The organism is Nitrospirillum karajorum, assembly GCF_036348415.1.
In the GTDB taxonomy this organism is placed as follows: Bacteria; Pseudomonadota; Alphaproteobacteria; order Azospirillales; family Azospirillaceae; genus Nitrospirillum; species Nitrospirillum amazonense_B.
The window spans coordinates 2442634-2463377 of the sequence record NZ_JAZBQB010000003.1 but is presented as its reverse complement, the minus strand read 5'-3'; the positions used below and the strand labels follow the sequence as shown (position 1 = coordinate 2463377).

At 66.1% G+C, this 20744-nt stretch carries 18 protein-coding genes and 1 tRNA gene; 11 read left to right on the top strand and 8 right to left on the bottom strand.

Going from position 1 to position 20744, the window contains the following annotated elements; genetic code table 11:
• Positions 1 to 44 precede the first annotated feature (44 nt).
• The gene (locus tag UCD39_RS25170; RefSeq protein WP_330498358.1) at positions 45 to 896 is read left to right on the top strand and encodes a helix-turn-helix transcriptional regulator; all 852 of its coding nucleotides are present in this window, start codon (positions 45 to 47) and stop codon (positions 894 to 896) included.
• 43 nt (positions 897 to 939) lie between these two features.
• Here the strand turns inward: UCD39_RS25170 and UCD39_RS25165 are convergent, their stop codons facing one another.
• Complete coding sequence (locus UCD39_RS25165) at positions 940 to 1878, bottom strand: LysR family transcriptional regulator (protein ID WP_330498357.1); 939 nt, start codon at positions 1876 to 1878, stop codon at positions 940 to 942.
• Positions 1879 to 1980: 102 nt separating this feature from the next.
• On the opposite strand from UCD39_RS25165, the gene UCD39_RS25160 reads away from it, so the two are divergent.
• Together UCD39_RS25160 and UCD39_RS25155 are read left to right on the top strand one after the other, a co-directional pair.
• Complete coding sequence (locus UCD39_RS25160) at positions 1981 to 2718, top strand: SDR family oxidoreductase (protein ID WP_330498356.1); 738 nt, start codon at positions 1981 to 1983, stop codon at positions 2716 to 2718.
• 86 nt (positions 2719 to 2804) lie between these two features.
• Complete coding sequence (locus UCD39_RS25155) at positions 2805 to 3191, top strand: nuclear transport factor 2 family protein (protein ID WP_330498355.1); 387 nt, start codon at positions 2805 to 2807, stop codon at positions 3189 to 3191.
• 157 nt (positions 3192 to 3348) lie between these two features.
• On the opposite strand, the gene UCD39_RS25150 is transcribed toward UCD39_RS25155, so the two are convergent.
• Positions 3349 to 3436: transfer RNA gene (locus tag UCD39_RS25150), tRNA-Ser, on the bottom strand.
• Between the two features lie 297 nt (positions 3437 to 3733).
• Between UCD39_RS25150 and UCD39_RS25145 the strand changes: the two genes are divergently transcribed.
• Entirely contained in the window at positions 3734 to 5584 is a 1851-nt protein-coding gene (locus UCD39_RS25145) for a DUF885 domain-containing protein (RefSeq protein WP_330498354.1), read from the top strand.
• Between the two features lie 128 nt (positions 5585 to 5712).
• Here the strand turns inward: UCD39_RS25145 and UCD39_RS25140 are convergent, their stop codons facing one another.
• On the bottom strand, positions 5713 to 5868 hold the full coding sequence (locus UCD39_RS25140) for a hypothetical protein (RefSeq protein WP_330498353.1): 156 nt from the start codon (positions 5866 to 5868) through the stop codon (positions 5713 to 5715).
• 654 nt (positions 5869 to 6522) lie between these two features.
• Here UCD39_RS25140 and tnpA point away from each other — a divergent pair.
• The 3 genes from tnpA to tnpC are packed head-to-tail and all read left to right on the top strand — an operon-like array spanning position 6523 to position 8947.
• Entirely contained in the window at positions 6523 to 6891 is a 369-nt protein-coding gene (gene tnpA, locus UCD39_RS25135) for an IS66-like element accessory protein TnpA (protein WP_330494123.1), read from the top strand.
• Positions 6888 to 7235 (top strand): IS66 family insertion sequence element accessory protein TnpB, encoded by a 348-nt coding sequence (tnpB, locus tag UCD39_RS25130; RefSeq protein WP_330494124.1) that lies wholly within the window; start codon positions 6888 to 6890, stop codon positions 7233 to 7235. The genes tnpA and tnpB overlap by 4 nt, the downstream gene beginning before the upstream one ends.
• Before the next feature lie 59 nt (positions 7236 to 7294).
• Positions 7295 to 8947 (top strand): IS66 family transposase, encoded by a 1653-nt coding sequence (tnpC, locus tag UCD39_RS25125; RefSeq protein ID WP_442943529.1) that lies wholly within the window; start codon positions 7295 to 7297, stop codon positions 8945 to 8947.
• Positions 8948 to 8992: 45 nt separating this feature from the next.
• On the opposite strand, the gene UCD39_RS25120 is transcribed toward tnpC, so the two are convergent.
• Together UCD39_RS25120 and glsA are read right to left on the bottom strand one after the other, a co-directional pair.
• A complete protein-coding gene (locus UCD39_RS25120; RefSeq protein WP_330498352.1) occupies positions 8993 to 9904 on the bottom strand; it encodes a hypothetical protein in 912 nt (303 codons plus the stop codon).
• Between the two features lie 112 nt (positions 9905 to 10016).
• Positions 10017 to 11072: a glutaminase A gene (gene glsA, locus UCD39_RS25115; RefSeq protein WP_330498351.1), complete on the bottom strand. Its 1056-nt coding sequence runs from the start codon at positions 11070 to 11072 to the stop codon at positions 10017 to 10019.
• A gap of 219 nt (positions 11073 to 11291) precedes the next feature.
• On the opposite strand from glsA, the gene UCD39_RS25110 reads away from it, so the two are divergent.
• Positions 11292 to 12992: an Hsp70 family protein gene (locus tag UCD39_RS25110; protein WP_330498350.1), complete on the top strand. Its 1701-nt coding sequence runs from the start codon at positions 11292 to 11294 to the stop codon at positions 12990 to 12992.
• The gene (locus tag UCD39_RS25105; protein WP_330498349.1) at positions 12989 to 14731 is read left to right on the top strand and encodes a J domain-containing protein; all 1743 of its coding nucleotides are present in this window, start codon (positions 12989 to 12991) and stop codon (positions 14729 to 14731) included. Before UCD39_RS25110 ends, UCD39_RS25105 begins: the two co-directional genes overlap by 4 nt.
• 81 nt (positions 14732 to 14812) lie before the next feature.
• On the opposite strand, the gene UCD39_RS25100 is transcribed toward UCD39_RS25105, so the two are convergent.
• Together UCD39_RS25100 and UCD39_RS25095 are read right to left on the bottom strand one after the other, a co-directional pair.
• Positions 14813 to 15784: an SRPBCC family protein gene (locus tag UCD39_RS25100; RefSeq protein ID WP_330498348.1), complete on the bottom strand. Its 972-nt coding sequence runs from the start codon at positions 15782 to 15784 to the stop codon at positions 14813 to 14815.
• On the bottom strand, positions 15781 to 16128 hold the full coding sequence (locus UCD39_RS25095; RefSeq protein ID WP_330498347.1) for an ArsR/SmtB family transcription factor: 348 nt from the start codon (positions 16126 to 16128) through the stop codon (positions 15781 to 15783). Before UCD39_RS25095 ends, UCD39_RS25100 begins: the two co-directional genes overlap by 4 nt.
• Positions 16129 to 16275: 147 nt before the next feature.
• Here UCD39_RS25095 and UCD39_RS25090 point away from each other — a divergent pair, with 147 nt between their 5' ends.
• Together UCD39_RS25090 and UCD39_RS25085 are read left to right on the top strand one after the other, a co-directional pair.
• Positions 16276 to 17367, top strand: a complete 1092-nt coding sequence (locus UCD39_RS25090) for a hypothetical protein (protein WP_330498346.1) — start codon at positions 16276 to 16278, stop codon at positions 17365 to 17367.
• 56 nt (positions 17368 to 17423) lie between these two features.
• Positions 17424 to 18488, top strand: coding sequence for a hypothetical protein (locus UCD39_RS25085; RefSeq protein WP_330498345.1), 1065 nt, complete (start codon positions 17424 to 17426; stop codon positions 18486 to 18488).
• A 97-nt stretch (positions 18489 to 18585) separates the two neighbouring features.
• Here UCD39_RS25085 and dcp read toward each other — a convergent pair whose 3' ends face one another.
• Positions 18586 to 20727: a peptidyl-dipeptidase Dcp gene (gene dcp, locus UCD39_RS25080; RefSeq protein ID WP_330498344.1), complete on the bottom strand. Its 2142-nt coding sequence runs from the start codon at positions 20725 to 20727 to the stop codon at positions 18586 to 18588.
• Positions 20728 to 20744: the final 17 nt, after the last annotated feature.

Genomic DNA, 20744 nt, shown 5'->3' with positions numbered 1-20744 from the left:
TGCTGGTAAAGTAGTGACGTTATTCTATTAAAATGGTTACCCGGATGAGCGACGCCGCAACCGCCAGCACCAGCCTGGGCACCTACCTGCGCGACCGGCGCCTGAAACTGGATCCCGCTGCCCTGGGCTTCCCCGCGGGCCGCCGCCGCACACCGGGCCTGCGGCGGGAAGAGGTGGCGCAGCGGGCCAACATCAGCCCCACCTGGTACACTTGGCTGGAACAGGGCCGAGGCGGCGCCCCCTCTGCCGATGTGCTGGACCGCATCGCCCGCGCCCTGATGCTGACGGAGGCGGAGCGTGAGCATCTATTCCTGCTGGGCCTGGGACGCCCGCCAGAGGCGCGCTATCGCCGGAACGACAGCATCACCCCCCGATTGCAGCGCGTGCTGGACGCGCTGAACCCCTGCCCCGCCATCATCCGGACGGCGACCTGGGACGTGCTGGCCTGGAACCGGGCCGCGACCGTGATGCTGACCGACTACGGCGCGCTGCCGCCGGAGCGGCGCAACATCCTGCGCACCCTGTTCCTCGACCCCAGCGCCCGCACCCTGCAGTACGATTGGGAAAGCGTGGCCCGGTTCGTCCTGGGCGCCTTCCGCGTTGACGCGGCCCGCGCGGGCGCCATGGCGGCGGTGGAACCGCTGGTGGAAGAACTGAGCCGGCTCAGCCCCGAATTCGCCGCGATGTGGCGTGACAACGACGTGGTGAGTTCCCCACACGAGGGCGTGAAACAAATCCGGCACCCCACCCTGGGCCCGCTCGCCTTCGAGTTCTCCACATTCGCCGTGGACGGCCGGACCGACCTGAGCATGGTGGTCTACAATCCGGCGACGGAGGAGGACGCCCGGCGGATTCAATCGCTGATGCCGGGAAATGACACGTTGGAAGAGCCCTGACAGGCTCATGCGTTATATGAGAGTTATCCGCTAACCTATTAGACTATGGGTCGGATTGGTTGGTGGGCTCGCCAACTTCAGTCCAAAGTTCGCTGAGAAAGGTTAGAAACGCCTTCACATTGGGACTGCCCCGCCGGCTTTCCGGCCACAGGGCTGTGACTGAAGAGCGCTCCACCGCGAAATCCGTGAGGATAGGCACCAAGTCGCCGCGCGCGACATGAGGAGCCGCTATGTAACTTGCCGAAATACCGATCCCGCCGCCTGCGACCAGCGCCGCCGATACCCCGTCGCTGGCATCGATGGTGATGCCCGCCGCAGGCATGCGTTCCACGAGCCGCCCCCCTATCTGGAACGGCCAGCGCAGCGCCTGTCCGCTGTTCTGGAAGCGGAAGTTCACGCACGTATGGTTGGCAAGATCGTCAGGGTGCTGCGGAGTCCCGTGCCGCCTCAAATAAGAGGGCGCGGCATAGGCGCAGAGCCGGTGGGGCCCCAACCGACGAGACAACAATCGGGAGTCGGCAAGATCGCCGACGCGGATCGCAACGTCGATCCCCTCTTCAATGATATCGACGACGCGGTCGGCGAGCCGAAGATCGACCACCAGCTTGGGATATTGCTCACGAAAGCGCGGAAGCGCCGGACACAGCACATGCACGCCGATGGGAAGCGGTGCCGCGATCTTGATCGTTCCGTTCGGCTCCGCACGGGAAGCGAGCGCCGCCTGCTCGATCTCATCGGCGTGCTGCAGCAATCTCAAGGCGCGTTCGTGGAGATCGCGGCCCTCCGGAGTCAGCGTGAGCGACCGGGTGGTGCGGGTGAAAAGCGATAGACCAAATTGCTGCTCCAGCCGCTGCACACTCTTGCTCACCGCCGATGGCGACACACCGAGCGCCCGAGCCGCCGCTGTATAACTACCGAGCGAGGCCGCGCGTGCGAATGCGATAATGCCCGTAAGGCGCTCCAAGCCGATTTGTGCTGTCATGGAATAAGTAAAGCGAGATTGAGGCCAATTATCAAGTAGGTAGAAAAGACGTAGGTCTTGGCCATCGGCGCCACAGCAGGCGCTTCCCAAGGAGCCAAGCCCATGAACACCAGTTTCCCCTTCTCCCAGCTGACAGGCCGCCAGGTTTTGATTGTCGGGGGCACTTCGGGCATCGGCCTGTCCGCCGCGATCCAAGCCACGGCCGCTGGCGCCGAAGTCACGGTGCTCGGTTTCGATGCCGTCCGGGCCGAACAAGTTGCGCGCGAACACGGCTTCGCAGATTGGCGCGCGGCGGACGTGACACAACCCGACACGATAGAAGCAGCGCTGGCCGACATCGCCCATGTCGATCACCTTGTGCTTCTCGCCGGCAGCTTCATCGTCGGCAAGGTACTTGAGGCGGATCCCGCGCTCCTGCGCCGCGCCTTCGACGAGCGCATTTGGGCTGCAATCCACACACTCAGGGCGTTGGGCGACCGGCTGGCACCCGACGCTTCGATCACCTTCATCTCGGGCGCGCTCGGCGATCGTCCAAGCGGCTTTGGCACGGCAGTCCTGGCCGCCGCATCGACGGCGATGGAAGCGCTGGCCCGCGGCCTCGCGCTCGAGTTGGCGCCGCGGCGGGTCAACACACTTTCGCCCGGCCCGATCGACACTCCCCTTCTCGGAAAGGCACTTGGATCAGGGCGCGATGCCTATGTCACCCATCTGACCGAAACACTGCCACTGCACAGGCTCGGCACTGCCGAGGAGGCGGGTGCTGCTGTCGTCTTCCTGATGACCAATGGCTGGATGAACGGCGCGACGCTCAACATCGACGGCGGCTCTCGCCTCGTCTGAACTCAGCTGACAGTCTCACCCCCCATCCGACAGGGCGGCCTGGCCGCCTGACTGAGGAAACTGCACAAACCTGAAGGAGCGAACCCATGTCACAGACTGAAACGGACACCGACTACAACTCCCTGCTCCGGTCCAACCTGGAACGGGTATTCAATGAACGAGATCCGGAGCGGCGCGCGGCCGCACTGGCAGAGCTTTACGTCGAAGATCCAATCATGTTCGAGCCTGACGGTGTCGTCCGAGGCCGGGACGCGATCGGCGCAGTGGCGGGCAAGCTGCTCGACCAGTTTGGCCCGACATTCTCCTTTTCACCGGATGGCGCCGCCGTCGGCCATCACGGCCTCGCCGTTCTGCGCTGGCATGCGGGTCCACACGGTGGGCCGGTGATGGTCACTGGGGCAGACGCCGCTGAATTCGAGAGCGGCAGGATTGTCAGGCTCTGGGTGCTTCTCGACACGCCGCCGTCCCCATGATCCGCCGGCAGCGACCTCCGCCTCGGAGTTCTTAGCGGCCCGGCGCGTCCCAGCGAAAGGTCACGTAACGAGCGGAACCACGCCAAAGCAGGAACCGGCTTTATAGTCCGTTGCGCGCCTGCTGCGGCCTATCTCGGCATAGATGGCAATCTGAGTGTGGCGGATGGGGTGGGATTCGAACCCACGGTGAGTTGCCCCACGGCGGTTTTCAAGACCGCTGCCTTAAACCACTCGGCCACCCATCCATCTTATACGTCAGGGGTTTACCGGACATCTCTCAACCAAGGCAAGAGGCTTGGCCACCCGATTTCCACCGACGTCCCGGCACTTCGGGGCCGGGCGGACCCATCGTCTAGCATTCCCGCCCCGCCCGCGTCCATACGGTTGCGCGGGCGCCGCTCACGATTTCGGCGCGAGGGTCGGGACGAATGGAAGCGGCGGGCATCCATCCCGGCAATTCCCCCTCGCGCCCCTTGCCCAAGGCCAGGTAAAAGCGATGCCAGGCAGTTGCCATGACCTCGTGGTGCAACAGGGAGCAAGACATGTCGGATATCAGCCGCCGCGCCTTATTGGCGGGTGCCTCGGCCGTGGCCACCAGCCTGGCCCTGCCCTTGACCGTGCGGGCCGCCGAGGGCGCCGCCGCGCCGGGCGACGCGGCGGCGGAAACGCTGCTGGCCGGTATCGCCGAGCGGCTGTTGGTAGAGTATCCGGAAAACGCCACGGCCCTGGGCATCGACAAGGACGCCCGCGCCGCCCTGCACGGCCGCCTCACCGACCGTTCCGCCGCCGCCGACCGGGCGCGCGCCGCCTGGGCGGCGGAAACGTTGAAGACCTTGCAGGCGGTGGATCGCACCCGGCTGTCGCCCGCCCAGGCCCTGAACGTGGACGTGACTGAAGAATCGTTCCGCACGGCGGTGGAGGGCTGGCGCTTCCCCTTCGGCGACGTGGGCACGCTGTCCGGGCAGAACAGCTTCCGCAACATGCCCTATTCCGTGACGCAGCTGGGCGGCGCCTATGTCGACGAGCCCACCTTCCTGGACACCCAGCACACGGTGGAGACCGCGGCCGATGCCGACGCCTATCTGGCGCGGGTGGAGGCCTACGCCGGCCAGTTGACGGCGGAGGCGGAGCGCCTGGACCACGAGCGCGGCCTGGGCATGGTGGCGCCCGACTTCGTGCTGGACATCATGCTGGGCCAGATGGTGCCCGCCCGCGCCGAGCCCATCGCCCAATGGGGCCTGGTCGAGTCCCTGCGCCAGCGCGCCGCCAAGGCCAAGCTGCCGGCCCGCTACGCCCAGGAGGTGGAGACGCTGTGCACCGCCAAGGTGGCGCCGGCGCTGGACCGGCAGATCGCGGCGCTGAAGGCCCAGCGCGCCGTGGCGGTGGCGGAGCCCGGCATCTGGAAACGGCCGCAGGGCGAGGACTTCTACACCTGGGCGCTGAAGGCCGGCACCACCACCACCCGCACGGCGGAGGAGATGCACGCCCAGGGGCGGGAGCAGATCGCCCAGATCCAGGCCGAGATGGACACCCTGCTGAAGGCCCAGGGCCTGACCCAGGGCACGGTGGGCGAGCGCATGACGGTGCTGAGCAAGCGGCCAGACCTGCTGTTCGCCAACGACGATGCCGGCCGCGCCAAGCTGCTGGAATACCTGAACGGCCGCATCGCCGACATCCGCACCCGCCTGCCCCGCGCCTTCGCTACCCTGGTGAAGGGCCACCTCGTCATCCGCCGCGTGCCACCGGCCATCCAGGACGGCGCCCCCAACGGCTATGCCTCGGCCGGCAGCATCGACGGCAGCGTGCCCGGCTACTACTACATCAACCTTAAGGACACGAGCATCTGGCCGCGCTATTCGCTGCCCACGCTGTGCTATCATGAGGGCATCCCCGGCCACATCTGGCAGGGCGAGTACGCCAACAAGCTGCCGCTGATCCGCACCCACCTGGCCTTCAACGCCTATTCCGAGGGCTGGGCGCTGTATTCCGAGCAGCTGGGCAACGAGCTGGGCGCCTATGACGACGACCCGCTGGGCAGGCTGGGATACCTGCAATCCATCGGCTTCCGCGCCTGCCGCCTGGTGGTGGACACCGGCATCCACGCCAAGCGCTGGAGCTTCCAACAGGCGCTGGACTGGTTCCATGCCAACACCGGCATGCCGGTGGCCCAATTGCGTAGTGAGTTGAACCGCTATTGCGCCATGCCGGCCCAGGCCTGCGGCTACAAGATGGGACACAACCAGATCAACATGCTGCGCCGGAAGGCCGAGGCCGCCCTGGGCGCCCGCTTCGATCTGAAACGTTTCGACGACGCCCTGGTACTGTCGGGCAACGTGCCCCTGACCCTGCTGGAACGGATCATCGACCAGCACATCGCGGCGATGAAGGGGTAAGGCTGACGGGCGGCGGCTGGGGAAACCTGGCCGCCGCCCCCGCTAGGCACCCCATTGGCTCAAGTCACTCGCATATGAACAAAGAACGAGCTGTGGGTGATCGAAAAAGCGATCCGAATAAGAGCTTCCTAGTCAGATTTATTGACATCACGCACAAGATACAGCTCCATGCAAACCTGAAAATAATATCCAAGTATGGCCATGCGCGATCTGGCCGCCGTCTCATAGTCCCCCGCTATTTCGACGTCATCCATCTCCATGACATGAGAGAGCATATCGTTCATGCTCATTTCCCTTGGATTGCACGTCCCTAGCGCACCTAACGCCCTCAACAGATCCTGATTGGCCCGACGATAGTCTTGGCGCGCGAACGACATCCTGGCCCAACTCCAGTTTTCCATAACTCGCTTAAACTGGGCCGGATTTATCGTGGGAATGGTCGGGTCGTCTCCCCGATGCGCATCCCCGTCAGCGCTGCAGATTGGCCCACCGCCAGCAGCCGACGCGCCCCCCATCGGCTGACAGATAAGGGTTAGGGCCATGACGGCGGACCACATGGCTGCCTTAATGGACTTCCGGATAGATGCGACGCAGGATGCCATGATCACCCTCATAATAAGCAAGTCCATAGTTTCTGGCAGCCTCAACGTTCGCTATCCTATTGGCTACATCATTAGAATACCCAAGGTCATTCACTAGATACTTGACTCTTTCATCCTGATATTTGATCACATTTTCATAACTATCAGATCGGCGCGTTTGTTTTGTTTTTAGGAACATGAACTGTTTGTCGCCACTTTGTACAAGAGAGAAATTGATCGGATTGTCGAGAAGAACCGTACCCCTCCGCTGAGGGCCGCCTTCCATCTGTGATACCGCTCGCTGAAGATGGCAGGAGATCTGGCCTGTGAGGGTGTGAAGTGTCCACGAGCGGGATAATGGACACGATGGGCGGCAAGCGCCGGCGTCGGACGTGGAGTGAAGCGCTGAAGCGTGAGATCGTGGCGGCGTCGTTCGAGCCGGGCGCGTCGGCTTCGGTGGTCGCGCGGCGTTACGACGTGAACACCAACCAGCTGTTCATCTGGCGGCGGCAGTATGGCGATGGTCTGCTGGCCCCTACGTGTGAGGCCGGCCCCGCGTTGCTGCCGGTGACGATCACGGACGTGCGAAGCGCGGAGAAGAGGTCGGCACCGGCGGATGCTGGGCGGATCGAGATCGAGTTGCCGAACGGCTACCGCCTTCGGGTTGAGGCCACGGTTGATGGCAAGGCGCTCCGCCGTGTGCTTGATGTTCTGGAGCGGCGATGATCCCGGTGCCGTCGGGGGTGCGGGTCTGGCTGGCGGTGGGCCGGACGGACATGCGGCGGGGGATGACCGGCCTGGCCCTGCAGGTGCAGGAGGCGCTGGGCCGCGATCCGCACGCGGGTGACTTTTACGTCTTCCGGGGCGGCCGGGGCGACCTGATCAAGATCCTGTGGCATGACGGCCTGGGCATGTCGCTTTACGCCAAGCGGCTGGAGAAGGGGCGCTTCCTGTGGCCGTCACCGGCCGACGGCGTGGTGGGGATATCGGCGGCGCAGCTGGCCTATCTGCTCGACGGCATCGATTGGCGCAACCCCCGGCACACCTGGCGGCCGAGCAGTGCCGGATAGGGTCGACCAGCGCCACTTTCCAGGAGCGGCGGGGGCGGATTCATGATTCACTCAGCGTCATGGATACCGATCATGCCCCCATGCCGGACGACATCGATGCGCTGAAAGCAGCACTGGTGATGGCGCGCGCGCAGGCGCTGGAAGCGGCGGCGGAGCTGGCGGTGGCACGGGCGCGGGCGTCGGAAGACCTGGCCCTGATCGCGCACCAGAAGCTGCGGATCGCCCAGCTGGAGCGCCAGGTTTATGGCCAGCGCTCGGAACGGTCGGCGCGGCTGGTCGATCAGTTGGCCCTGCGGTTCGAGGAACTGGAGGCCAGCGCCACCGAGGACGAGCTGGCGGCGGAGACCGCCGTCGCCAAGACCACGACCGTGGCGGGCTTCACCCGCAAGCATGCCGAGCGCGCCACATTCCCCGACCATCTGCCGCGTGAGCGGGTGGTGATCGATCCGCCGACGGCCTGTGGCTGTTGCGGCAGCACGCGGCTGCGCAAGCTGGGCGAGGACGTGACCCGGACGCTGGAAGTGATCCCGCGCCAGTGGAAGGTGGTCGAGACGGTGCGGGAGAAGTTCAGCTGCCGGGACTGCGAGAAGGTGAGCCAGGCCCCCGCCCCCTTCCATGCCATTCCCCGGGGATGGGCGGGCCCCAGCCTGCTGGCGATGATCCTGTTTGAGAAATTCGGCCAGCACCAGCCGCTGAACCGGCAGGCCGAGCGCTATGCGCTGGAAGGCGTGCCGGTCAGCCTGTCGACCATGGCCGACGCCGTGGGGGCGAGCTGTGCCGCGCTGGAGCCGCTGCTGCGGCGGGTCGAGGCCCATGTGATGGCGGCGGAGCGCCTGCATGGCGATGATACGACCGTGCCGGTCCTGGCCAAGGGCAAGACCGACACCGGGCGCTGCTGGGTCTATGTCCGTGACGACCGGCCGTTCGGCGGGACGGCGCCGCCGGCGGCGCTGTTCCGCTACTCGCGCGACCGCAAGGGCGAGCATCCGCAGGGCCACCTGGCCGGATATGCCGGGCTGTTCCAGGCCGACGCCTTTGACGGCTATCGCGCGCTTTACGCGGCCGACCGAAGTCCCGGCCCCATCCGGGAGGCGGGATGCTGGGTGCATGCCCGGCGGCCGTTCTTCGCCATGGCCGATCTTGAGGAGAACGCCCGGCGCCAGGCGGCGGGCAAGAAGACGATCGCGCTCTCGCCCATCGCCATCGAGGTGGTGCGCCGCATCGATGCCCTGTTCGACATCGAGCGGCCGATCAATGGCAAGAGCGCGGACGAACGCCGGGCGGTCCGCCAAGAAGTGAGCAAGCCGCTGGTCGAGGACCTGCGGGCCTACCTGCACGAGCAGCGCGCCAAGCTGTCCCGTGGCCACGACCTCGCCAAGGCCATCGACTATATCCTGAAGCGATGGTCTGCCTTCACCCTGTTCCTGGACGACGGCCGCGTCTGCCTGTCGAACAATGCCGCCGAACGCGCCTTGCGCGGCATTGCGCTCGGACGGAAGTCATGGATGTTCTGTGGCTCCGACCGCGGCGGCCAGCGTGCCGCCGCCCTGTACAGCCTTATCGTCACCGCCAAGATGAACGGCGTCGACCCGCAGGCCTGGCTGGCCGACGTCCTAGCCCGGATTGCCGCGCACCCGGCCCACCGGCTCGACGAATTGCTGCCCTGGCGCTGGACACTCAAGGCGGCGGCGACACCCGCCGTGGCGGCCTGACCGGGAATTACGGCCCGGGCGACGAGGCCGTCAGCACCCTGCGGCCTACGCCGCATGCTTACGAAGAACCTGGGTATCACCGCCACTGAATGACACCCCCACCCTGCCATCGTCATACGGATGGGTATGGGTTGTTCCGAGGAGGCTGTAATGTGTCGGGTCCTTGACCTGAAGGTCCGGCCTGAAATCCCGACAAGTGACACCCTTCCCGTCCTTGTTCTGAAATTCCAGCGTTCCATCTTGCCGGGCCACTACAGTGGCACCGTGCTCCCTGACCTTTTCACCTGTTTCTAAACACCGTGGCGCATTTGGCTGTGACAGAGGCGCCAAGCTTTCCTGCCAAAGCGAATTGTTCACCTGCTCAATGTCATCGGCGAATCTGAACACCCGCGGGGCGTGATACGGGTTCGCTGGAATGGCGAAATCGGATGCGGTCGAAACAGGAGGAAGCGCTTGTGCTTTGGGAATATCCGCGTCCCGCTTTTTCGGCTTGGCTGTCGCTTCCCGCCCGCCCGAAGTGGCTGGCTTCGCCTCGACCGCCTCCCCCGCCTCATCCTCTCCGCCACCACCATCCGTCCAACGCCCCCGCTCGTCACGCGGCTGGTCTGGACTGTACTTCGCCAGATTGTCGTTGGCGCGGGTCAGGCGGACGGCGGCGTCCCAATCCAATTCCGGCAGACGCAGGTGGACGGCGCGGATCATGGCCTGGGCCAGGTCGCCCCGGTTCAGGGCGTCGGCGATCTTGGCAAGGCCGGGCAACACGGCGGCACCCGGCTCAGCCCCCGCATAGGCACGCCCCAGCTGCACCGCCACCTCCGCCGCCGGCCGGGCGCGGAAACCACCGGCGCCCTTGGCCAGCAGGGGCACGCCGGCCAGGGCCAGCCCCTCGCCCGTACAGCTTACACCCAGGCCACCCGGCCCGTTGCTCAAACGATATCGACGTTGCCAACCATCCATGTCCGACACTCCCTGTTGCTGGAGGAGCATCGTATGTTCTTATTTTGTTCCAGTCAACCATACCGAGAAAGAACCAGCCGCGCTATTGGCTGGCCGCCCCCTCCCGTATCCATCACTTCCCCGCCGCGAACAGGTTCAGGCCCAGCGTCTCAGCGATAAACTGCGCCGCCAACTGGCCGCGCACGCTATTGCCGGCGGCGTCCAGGCGAGAGGAGTAGACGCCGATGGCCAGCTTGCCCGGCGCCACCGCCAGGATGCCGCCACCCACGCCGCTCTTGCCCGGCAGGCCCACCTTGAACAGCCATTCGCCGGTGGTGTTGTACAGGCCGGCGGTGGCCATGACGGCCAGCACACGGGCGCTGGTGGCGGGATCGACCACCGCCTTGCGGCTCACCGGGTTGGTGCCGCCGTTGGCCAGCGTCGCCCCCATGGTGGCCAGGTCCACCGCGCTGACATTGTAGGAGCATTCGCGGGTGTAGAGGTCCACCGTCATCGCCGGGTCGGCGTAGAGATGGTCATAGCTTTGCAGCAGCAGGGCGATGGCCTGGTTGTGCTGGTTGCTGGCCATTTCCGACTGATAGACGTCCTGGTTCAGGGCCAGCGTCCGGCCGGCGAAGCCGGAGGCGGTGTCCAACACCGTCTTCCAGCGCGCGGCCAGGTCGGCACCCGGCACCAGGCTGGCGGCGGCGATGGCGCCGGCGTTGACCAGCGGGTTGCCGGCCGGCGGGCTGCCCGTCAGCTTGTCGTTGTTCAGTTCGATGGCCAGGACGGAGTTGAAGGGCTGGCCCGTGGCGTTCACGCCGATCTTGGTCATCACCGCCTCCGGCCCCTGATCCTTCAGCACCCGGGCCAGGGTGAAGACCTTGGCGATCGACTCGACCGGGAATTCCTGCCCCGCGTCGCCGGCCTTGAACACCCGGCCGCCCGCCGTCACCACGGCGATGCCGTAGAGCTTGGGGTCCGCCTTGGCGAGGTAGGGGATGTAGCTGGCGTTCTCCCCATCCATGACGCCCTTGAACTTGGCATAGGCCTGGTCCACCGCCTGCTGGATGGCGGCGTCGGGCGGCAAGACCTCGCGCGCGCGGGCCGTCCCCGCCGCCATCAGGACCAGAGACAGTATGGCGGCGGCACCCCAGGCGCGCGCCCGCCGGGTCAAACCGGATGTCATCGACGTATGATCCCCCTTGCATTCAGACCGGCCGGCAATCGGCGCCGGCATTTACCATCACTGTAGCGACGTGGGCGGCGCGGTCATACGCCCTATCTCTTGCCTGCAGTGACCATCCGCCCCTTTCCCCGCGCCGCGCCGGGAGATAGAACGGGGATGGCATCATGCGGGCTTGACGTCGATGTTGCGGGCGCCTGGTGTTTCGGGAGGAGTGTTGGGTTGATCGTCGGTATCGATTTGGGCACCACCAATTCCGCGGTGGCCGTCTTTCGGGATGGCAAGGCGGACCTGATCCCCAACAGCCTGGGCCACCGGCTGACCCCATCCGCCGTCAGCCTGGATGAGCAGGGCACGGTGCTGGTGGGCCTGCCGGCGCGCGAACGCCAGGCCACCCACCCCACCCTGACCGCCACCGCCTTCAAGCGCCTGATGGGGTCGCAGCGCGTCACCCGCTTAGGAAAACGCGACTTCCTGCCGGAGGAACTGTCGGCCCTGGTGCTGAAGTCCCTGAAGGCCGACGCGGAGGCCTATCTGGGCGAGCCGGTGACCGAGGCCGTCATCACCGTGCCCGCCTATTTCAACGACAAGCAGCGCAAGGCCACCCGCCGCGCGGGCGAGCTGGCGGGCCTGAAGGTGGATCGGCTGCTGAACGAGCCCACGGCGGCGGCCCTGGCCTACGGCATCCACCAGCTGGAGGCGGAGACGCGCTTCCTGGTGTTCGACCTGGGCGGCGGCACCTTCGACGTCTCCATCCTGGAAATCTTCGAGGGCGTGATCGAGGTGCGCGCCACCGCCGGTGACAATCGCCTGGGCGGCGAGGACTTCAATGAGCTGATCGTGGACGACCTGCGCCAGCGCTTCGGTGCCGACTGGGGCCGCGACGCGCGCGAGAGCGACGCCCTGTACCAGCGCCTGCGCGCCGCCGCCGAGCGGGCCCGCCGCACCTTGAGCGAGCAGTCGGCCGCCCCGGTGCGCGCCGTCTGGAAAGACAAGACCTACGAGTACGAGCTGACGGCGGAGGCGTTCGAGGCCCGGGCCGAGGGCCTGCTGAACCGCCTGCGCGAGCCGGTGCTGCGCGCGCTGCGCGATGGCCAGCTGGAGGCGCGGTCGCTGCGTGAGATCGTGCTGGTGGGCGGGGCCACGCGCATGCCGGCGGTCCGCCGCGCCGTCACCCGCATGTTCGGCCGATTCCCTGCCCATTCCGTCCATCCGGATGAGGCCGTGGCCCTGGGCGCCGCCGTCCAGGCCGGGCTTAAAAGCCGTGACGCCGCCCTGAACGAGGTGGTCATCACCGACGTCTGCCCCTATTCCCTGGGCGTGGACGTGGCGGAGCGCAACCCCGACGGCAGCCTGCGCACCGGCATCTTCTCCCCCATCCTGGAGCGCAACACCGTCATCCCCGCCAGCCGGGTGAGCAGCTTCCATACCCTGCAGGCCAACCAGAAGGCGGTGACCTTCACCATCTACCAGGGGGAATCGCGCGACGTTCAGGACAACGTCGCCTTAGGCGAGGTCAGCATCCCCGTCCCGCCCCGGCCGGCCGGTGGCGTCACGGTCGACTGCCGCTTCACCTATGACATCAACGGCCTGCTGGAAGTGGATGTCCATGTTCCGGAAACCGGGGAGCAGCGCACCCTGGTCATCACCGACGGGGACGCCCAGCCGGACGACCTGGACGCCCGGCGCCAAGCGCTGGCCGCACTGAAGGTCCACCCGCGCGACACCGAGGCCAACCGCGCCGTGCTGGCCCGCGCCGCTCGCTGCTATGAGGACTTCCTGGGCGACAAGCGCGCCTATGTCGCCCACCTGATGGCGCAGTTCGAGGGCATCCTGGAGGGGCAGGAGCCGCGCGCCATCGAGACGGCCCGCCTGGCCTTGAGCGAGGCGCTGGACCAGTTGGAAGGCGAGACGTTCCTGTGAGCCCCTGGGATATTCTGGCGCTGGAGCCCACGGGCGACCAACTGGCCATCCGTCGCGCCTATGCCCGGCGCCTGAAGGTCACCAACCCGGAGGATGACCCGGACGGCTTCCAGGCCCTGCGCCAGGCCTATGAGGAAGCCTTGCTGCACGCCCGCCGACAGGCACCGGCCGATGAAGTGACGGCGCAAGAGACCGCCGAGCCGCAGGCGGCGGAAAATAACACCGAGCCGGAGGCGGCGGACAAGGCGGCCGAACCGGAGGCGAAGCGACAGGCCGAACCGCCGCCCCAAACCGAGGTGGAAACGGACCTGGACGCGGCCATCGCTCGCCATGTCGCCCTGTGCAACCACCTGGCCGGCCTGTTGTCCGCCCCGGCACCAGCGGACTCCGGCGCGCTGAAGGAAGCCCTGGCGACGGTGCTGGCCTCCCCCGCGCTGGCCCATATCGACGTGCAGAACCGGACGGAGGATTGGCTGGCCCGCCTGCTGCTGTCCACCGTCCCTCGGTCGGACGCGCTGGTCATCCCGGCCATCACCCATTTCCGCTGGGACGAGGCCAAGGCCGGACTGCAGACGCCCCTGCTGGCCGCCGTCGGCAAGCGCGGGCACGACCTGGCCTTCCTGGAGAAGCTGCGGAGCCGGACCCACGCCTACGCCACGGCCTATCGTCTGCTGCAGGCCCCCCCGGCGCGTTTCAGCCCACGGCTGCGCCTGACAGTGCCGGACCTGACGAAGGACGTACGCAGCCTGATCACCCTGATCCGCCATGACTATCCCAGCCTGCAAGCCAATTTTGACGCGGACGTGCTGACGGCGTGGGAGCGCTATCTGGCGGAGGAACCGGTGGGCGCCCCCCTGGCCTGGCTGCTGGTGACCGCGCCCTTGTTCCTGGTGGTTTATGCCGGCCTGCAGGTCGGCCTGCCAACGGCGACCTTGGCGCAGTGGCCCACCGGTTTCCTGCTGGCGGGCCCCCTTTTGGCCGCTTGCGGCCTCGCCTACCGGCTGGGCGTGCAGATGCCGGCGCGCTGGCTGCGACAGCGCTGGGCCCGGGATGCCGGGCCAGCCGTGCGGCTGGGGTGGGCGCCGTTCAGCCTGGCGCTGATTCCCCTGTCGCTGGCGCTGCCGCCCTCCATCGGCATCCCGGTGACGGCGGCGGCGGCCACGTTGGCCCTGTGGTGGGCGGGACTGTTCCAGCGGACCTACGCCAACGACACCAACAGCCAGGCTGTGCGCGTCCTGCTGGCCAACAGCATTCCGCTGGTGTTCTGGCTGTTCTGGATCGGCCCGCTGATGCCGCCGGCCCCCATGCCGGCCTTCACCGTGGCCGTGACGGGGGCGCTGCTGGCCACCAGCATCGGCGGCGGCCTGTTGAGCCGCTGGTGGTATGCCGAGATCGGCCCGGCGCATCGCCGCCGGGCGCTCAGGGGCTTGCAGGTCGCGGTGTTCGCTGCCCTCGGTCTTTTGTCCATCGCGGACAGCACGGCCGAGCTTCTGCCCTGGGCCGTGGCGGCGATTACCCTGGTGCAGATCCTTGAACGCGTGCCCTCGCTCGCCCTGCCGGCAAAGTTGGCCAAGATGCGCTATTACGTCCTTTGGGGAATGGGTGTGATGTTGCGCATCGCCCATACCGGAACCATGACGGTGGACACGCGCGATGTGCTGCAGATCGGCGGCCTGATGCTGCTGGCCAGCGTGCTGATGATGACCATTCATCAGTTGAGGCAGATCAGGACCGCCTGATCGGCCCTTTATTTATACGTGAGGGCGACCGACGCCGTCGCGTCCTACGGCGGCACGGGTCAACCTCTCGTGCCGCTGGGATCACTCCGCCAACGACGCGCCCAACCGATCCAGCAGGAAGCCGGTGCCGTGCTCGCGCGACCCGTTGTCCTCATAACCGTCGAGGAAGGCCCCCTGCTCGGTCACCTTCAGCGTGGTGCGGCCATGCCCCGCCGGCTTCAGCTCCATGGTCGCCAGGGAGATGGAAATCTTGCGCTCATCAATGTGCATCTCATAGCTGTAGACGATGCGCTCGTTGGGCACGATGTCCAGGTAGTGGGCGTCGAAGGTGGTGGTGGTGTTGCCGTGGGAGCCCCCCTGCCAGCGCCCGCGCGCCCGTTCCCTGCCGCCCATGCGGAAATCCAGGCTGCGTTCCAGCGGCACCCAATCGCCACCGCCGGCAAACCATTTGGACTTCGCTTCCAGGTCCGACAGGGCGCGCCAAACCCGGTCCGCCGGAGCGTCATAGGTCCGCTCCAGGCTGAAAATGGCGTGGACGACGGACCGCGCCGCCGGCGCCTGCACGGCACCGGGCTCCATGCGCGCCACCTCGGCCCCCAGCTTGTCCAGCGTCTGCGACCAGCCCTCCGGCGCGCCGCCGATGGCCGCCAGCATTGTCGGGTCATAGACGGTGTAGGTCTGCACGATGTCCAGCCGTGTGCCGCCCACGGCGTCGGCGAAGGTCACTTCCGTCCAGGCGGTGAACAGCACCGTGCCGTCGCCGCCGTCCACGCGCAGGTCCAGCACCAGGCGGTCCACGGGGGTGACCTCGGCGAAGCTGCCGCGCGTCCAATGTCGCGTGCCGTCCGGCGCCTGCATGCACACCTCGAAAGCGCCGCCCACGCGCATGTCCACCGTGGCCTCGGGCACGGTGAAATGCTCCGGCGCGAACCAATGGCGCACATGCTCCGCCTTGCTCCACGCCCTGAACACCGTCTCGCGCAGGGCCGGGATGGTGCGGGAAATGCGTACGGGGTCGGGGCGCAAGGCCCCGGCCGGTCCACCCTGGGTCATGATTCCTCTCCATCGTCGTTTTTCAGTGTTTCGAGATAGTCGCCCAGCCGATCCAGGCGGCTGGCCCATTCCAGGCGGCGCTGGTTGATCCATTGCTCCGCCAGGCTCAACTGCGCGGCGTCGATGCGGCAGGTCCGCACCCGCCCCACCTTCTCCGACCGCACCAGGCCGGAACTCTCCAACACGGCCAAATGCTGCATCACCGCCGGCAGGGACATGTCCAGCGGCCGCGCCAACTCACTGACCGACGCCGGCCCGCGCACCAACCGCTCCACCAAGGCGCGGCGGGTCGGGTCGGCGAGCGCCTGGAAGGTCAGGTCGAGGGGGGATGGTTGGTTAAGCATATGCTTTAGTATCGCGGCACGGATACTAAAGCAACACGTTTAGTGTTTGGTTGCTTAAACGGCATGAAATTTAAAGACAGATGCGCGTTATGCGGGTATGTTCACGGGACGTTCAATGAACAATTCCCATCTCTCGAGAGGATACCCGTGCCCGTCGCCGCCTTGCGCATCTTGAGAGTTCTGGCCCTGCTTCTGGCCTTGATGGCATCCCTGCCAGCGTGGGCAGACGACGAACCTGATTTTGGGGTGTCATGGGCGGGCATCGCTGATAGCCAACTCTGGCTACTATCGAACAGGACACACCTTTTCCATGTCACCGAAAATGGAAACGAGCTGGTACCGGAAGAGATCCCATCGGGAGTGATCGTCGATATGTGCGTGCAGGGCGGCCAACTCGTGGCGGTAACCGCTGCGGAGTGGCAGGCCCATCCTTGGACCGTTTACCGCCGGGTGGCGGGGGCCTGGCAGGTAGAGGGAACCGTTATCGCCGGCGACGACCACCTACAAGCCATGGATTGCCAAACAGACAGCCTAAAACTGCTGACCACCCATAGATTGATCGAGATCCGCTCCGGTCGACAAAACGATCTGAAGCTGAAGGGCGACCTGTTGGAGAATTATAATTTCAACAGCCATGTCGATGCGGTCTACGGCACTACCGATCGTCTCTGGGTGGGCTACAACGGCGGAGAATGGGGAGGAGGCCTGTGGCGTATCGACCGAACCACCGGTGCTGTTACCAAGATCAAACGGAAACCGTCTTTCATGGGGCCTGGCGTCGGGCCATTCCTATCACCGGTCAATGCTGTGGCTCCCCTGCCCTGGCGACGCCTTGGGAAAGACGGTCGTGAACAGAGCGGATGCCTGGCCGTTACCATTGGCAAAACCTACCCGGAACCCTCCGGGGAGATCGGCGTAGTGTGCGGCGACGTCCTCACCACCCTAAGCAAATCCCCCATGGACCGTGCGCCCGATGGGCGATACGAATCCCAAACTCATGAGGGACCCTACACCGTTCCTATGTATGGGCTGATTGCGGATGGCGATGCCTTGCTGGCATCCGGCATGGATGGTCTCTACCGCATCAACGCCGATGGCAAAGCCGCCAAAATCCCCACACCCACCTTCAAGCGGGTCGGCGACATCGAGATCAGCTTCGCCCTGCCTCACGTGGTGGTGATCCGCAACCCCGCCCCCTCTCCCACCAACTTCTGGGAGCCGATACTGGTCCAGCGGTAAGGAACAAGCGTCCCACCATGGAAAGCCTTTTCCCGCTTTCGAAACGCTCGCCAGCAATGGCCCTCCTGTGCGGCAAGCTGGTGACGCTGCTGTTGCTCGCGCTTATGGCGTTTTCGCTACTCAGGCCCGGCGTCACCCGGCCTGACGGCCGGGACTTGCGGGTGGACCAGGACATCATCCTGGCCCGCGCGGTCGCCACGGACGGGCAACTCTGGCTTCTATCGGACTTGGGTCGGCTATCCCGCATCGCCATCGGTGGATCGACGCGCATTCCCGAGTCCTTGCCGGAACCAGCGGCCGGCTTATGTGTGCTGAACAGCCGCCCTTTGGTTCTGACCGGCGGTCCTTACGGCGCCGGGCCCTGGACAGTGCGCCATCGCTCGCCCGACGGCTGGACGGTGCTGGCGACGGTACCGGCGGAAGGGGACCGGGCCATGGCGCTGGACTGCACCGGCGGCATCCTCACCGTCCTGACCGATCGCCGGATCATTCAGCTGGACGGGGCGACCGTCGACGCCGTGCCACTGTCCGAACCGCTGGAGATGGTGGGCGCCGTCGCCGCCACCTACGGCACATCTGATTATCTGTTTGTCGGCTTGAATGCCGGCGAATGGGGCGGCGGGCTGCGCCGCATCGACCGGCGGACGGGGCGGATGAAAGAGATCAATCCGGAGTTCGGCCGCGCAGGCAGCTTGCCGGTCAACGCCGTCCTGCCCCTACCCTGGCGATCCGACTGCCTGGCCTTGGCCGCAGGCCTGATCCATTTTTCCGCCGACGGCGGGGTGGCGCAACTCTGCGGCGACGTGGTGGACACCCTCTATCGCCAGCCTTACGTCTTCCCCAACACGCATGGGCTGGTGTGGCAACGGCGGAACCGTGCACCCAATTACAACTTGGCCGCCTTCTATGGCCTGGCGAGCGACGGCGACAGCCTATGGGTCTCCAGCATCAGCGGCTTGTATCGCCTGTCGTCCCAGGGTCAGGCGCAGCATGTTTCCCTGCCGGCTTTCCGCAAGATCGGCGGCCTGTGGATCAGCTTCGATCATCCGCATCTGGTGCTGATCATGGCTGATCAGCGTAAAGCCATCGGAAGTTATGGGCCGCTGCTCATATCCTACTGACAGCTGAACCCATGGCGACCAAGAAAGGGTCGTGAAAAAGGGCCGGCGGCATGTGCCACCGGCCCCTCTCGTATCCAGCTAACCCCGAAGGGTGGGCTTACTTGCCTTCGGGCGCCAGGCCGCGGTTCTGCAGCATGGGTGCGATGTCCGGGTCCTTGCCGTAGAAGGCGCGGAACATGGGGCCGTAATCCTCGGTATGGCCCTTGGACAGGATCATCTGGCGGAAGCGCTCACCGTTCTCCCGCGTCAGGCCGCCATGGTCCTTGAACCAGGCGTAGCTGTCGTCGTCCAGCATCTCCGTCCACAGATAGGCGTAGTAGCCGGCGGCGTAGCCGTTGCCCCAGATGTGCAGGAAGTAGCTGGAGCGGTAGCGCGGGGGCACGTCGTCCACGTCCAGGCCGGTCTTGGCCAGGGCCTCCTTCTCGAAGGTGTCCACGTCCTGCTTGGGCGCGTCGGCCGGCAGGCTGTGCCATTCCAGGTCCAGCATGGCGGCGGCGACGACCTCACCCAGGGCATAGCCCTGGTTGAAGGTGGCGGCCTTCTTGATCTTCTCCACCAGGTCGGCCGGCATGGCCTGGCCCGTCTGGTAGTTCTTGGCATAGTGGGCCAGGACCTTGGGGTCCAGGGCCCAATGCTCGTTGAACTGCGACGGGAACTCGACGAAGTCGCGCGCCACGTTGGTGCCCGACAGCGTCTCATAGGTCTGGTTGGCGAACAGGCCGTGCAGGGCATGGCCGAATTCGTGGAACATGGTGGTGACGTCGCTGAAGCTGATCAGCGCCGGCTGGCCCGGGGCGGGCTTGGTGAAATTGCAGACGTTGTAGACCACGGGCTTGGTGCCCAGCAGCTTGGACTGCTGGACGAAGTTGGACATCCAGGCCCCGCCCGACTTGTTGTCGCGCTTGAAGTAGTCGAAGTACATCAGCCCCAGGCTGGAGCCGTCCTTGTCGATCACCTCATAGACCAGCACGTCGGGCTGGTAGACCGGGATGTCGGTGCGGCGCTTGAAGGTCAGGCCGTACAGCTGGTTGGCGGCGTAGAACACGCCTTCCTCCAGCACGGTGTGCACCTCGAAATAGGGCTTCAGCGCGCCCTCATCCAGGTCGTACTTGGCCTTGCGCACCTGCTCGGCATACTTGTCCCAGTCCCAGGGCTTCAGGGCGAAATCCTGGCCGTCCTTCTTGATCTGCGCCTGGATCTCCGCCGCCTCGCGCTTCTGCTCCGCCGCCAGGGCGGGAACCATGCGCTTCATGAAGCCTTCCGCCGCCTCCGGCGTCACCGCCATCTGGTCGGCCAGGACATAGGCCGCGTAGTTGGGGAAGCCCAGCAGCTTGGCCTTCTGCGCCCGCAGGTGGGCGATGTCGGAGATGGTGGCACGGGTGTCGTTGGCGTCACCCTTCTCGGCGCGGGTCCAGCTGCGCTCGAACAGGGCCTGGCGCGTGGCCCGGTCATCCAGGGAGGACAGGGCCGGCTGCTGCGTGGTGTTCTGCAGCGGCACCAGGTACTTGCCCTCCAGCTTGCGGCCCTTGGCGGCTTCGGCGGCGGCGGCGATGGCACCATCGCCCATGCCGGCCAGCTTGGCCTTGTCATCCACCACCAGGCCGCCTTCCTTGGCCGCCGCCACCAGCTTCTGCTGGAAGGCGGTCTCCAGCGACGACAGCTTGGTGTTGAGATCGCGCAGCGTGGCCTTGTCGGCGTCGTTCAGCATGGCGCCGGCATGGATGAACTGCTGGTAATAGACCTTCAGCAGCTGGGCCTGCTCCGGGTTCAGCTTCAGGCTGTCCCGCTTGTCGTACAGCGTCTTGACCCGCTGAAACAGCTTGTCGTTCAGGTAGATGGCGTCATTGTGCTGGGCCAGCAGGGGCGACACCGTGGTCTGCACCTCATCCAGCGCGTCGTTGGTGTTGGCCTGCACCACGCCGGAGAAGGTCTGGCCAACCCGGTCCAGCATGCGGCCGGACTTCTCCATGGCCACCAGGGTGTTGTCGAAGGTGGGGGCCGCCGGGTTGTCGGCGATCTTCTTGATCTCGGCCAGTTGGATCCTCATGCCCTCCTTGAAGGCGGGCAGATAGTCGGCGTCCTTGATGATGTCGAAGCGGGGCGCCTCGAACGGCAGGGTGCTGGCGGCGGCGAAGGGATTGGCGCCAGCCGCGGCGGGCTTCGCCGCCAGCGCCGGGGTGGCGGCGAGCGTCGCGAGCGCCAGCGCGCCCACGGTTCCAAGCAGAACGGTACGTGTCATCGGGATCCCCTGACAGT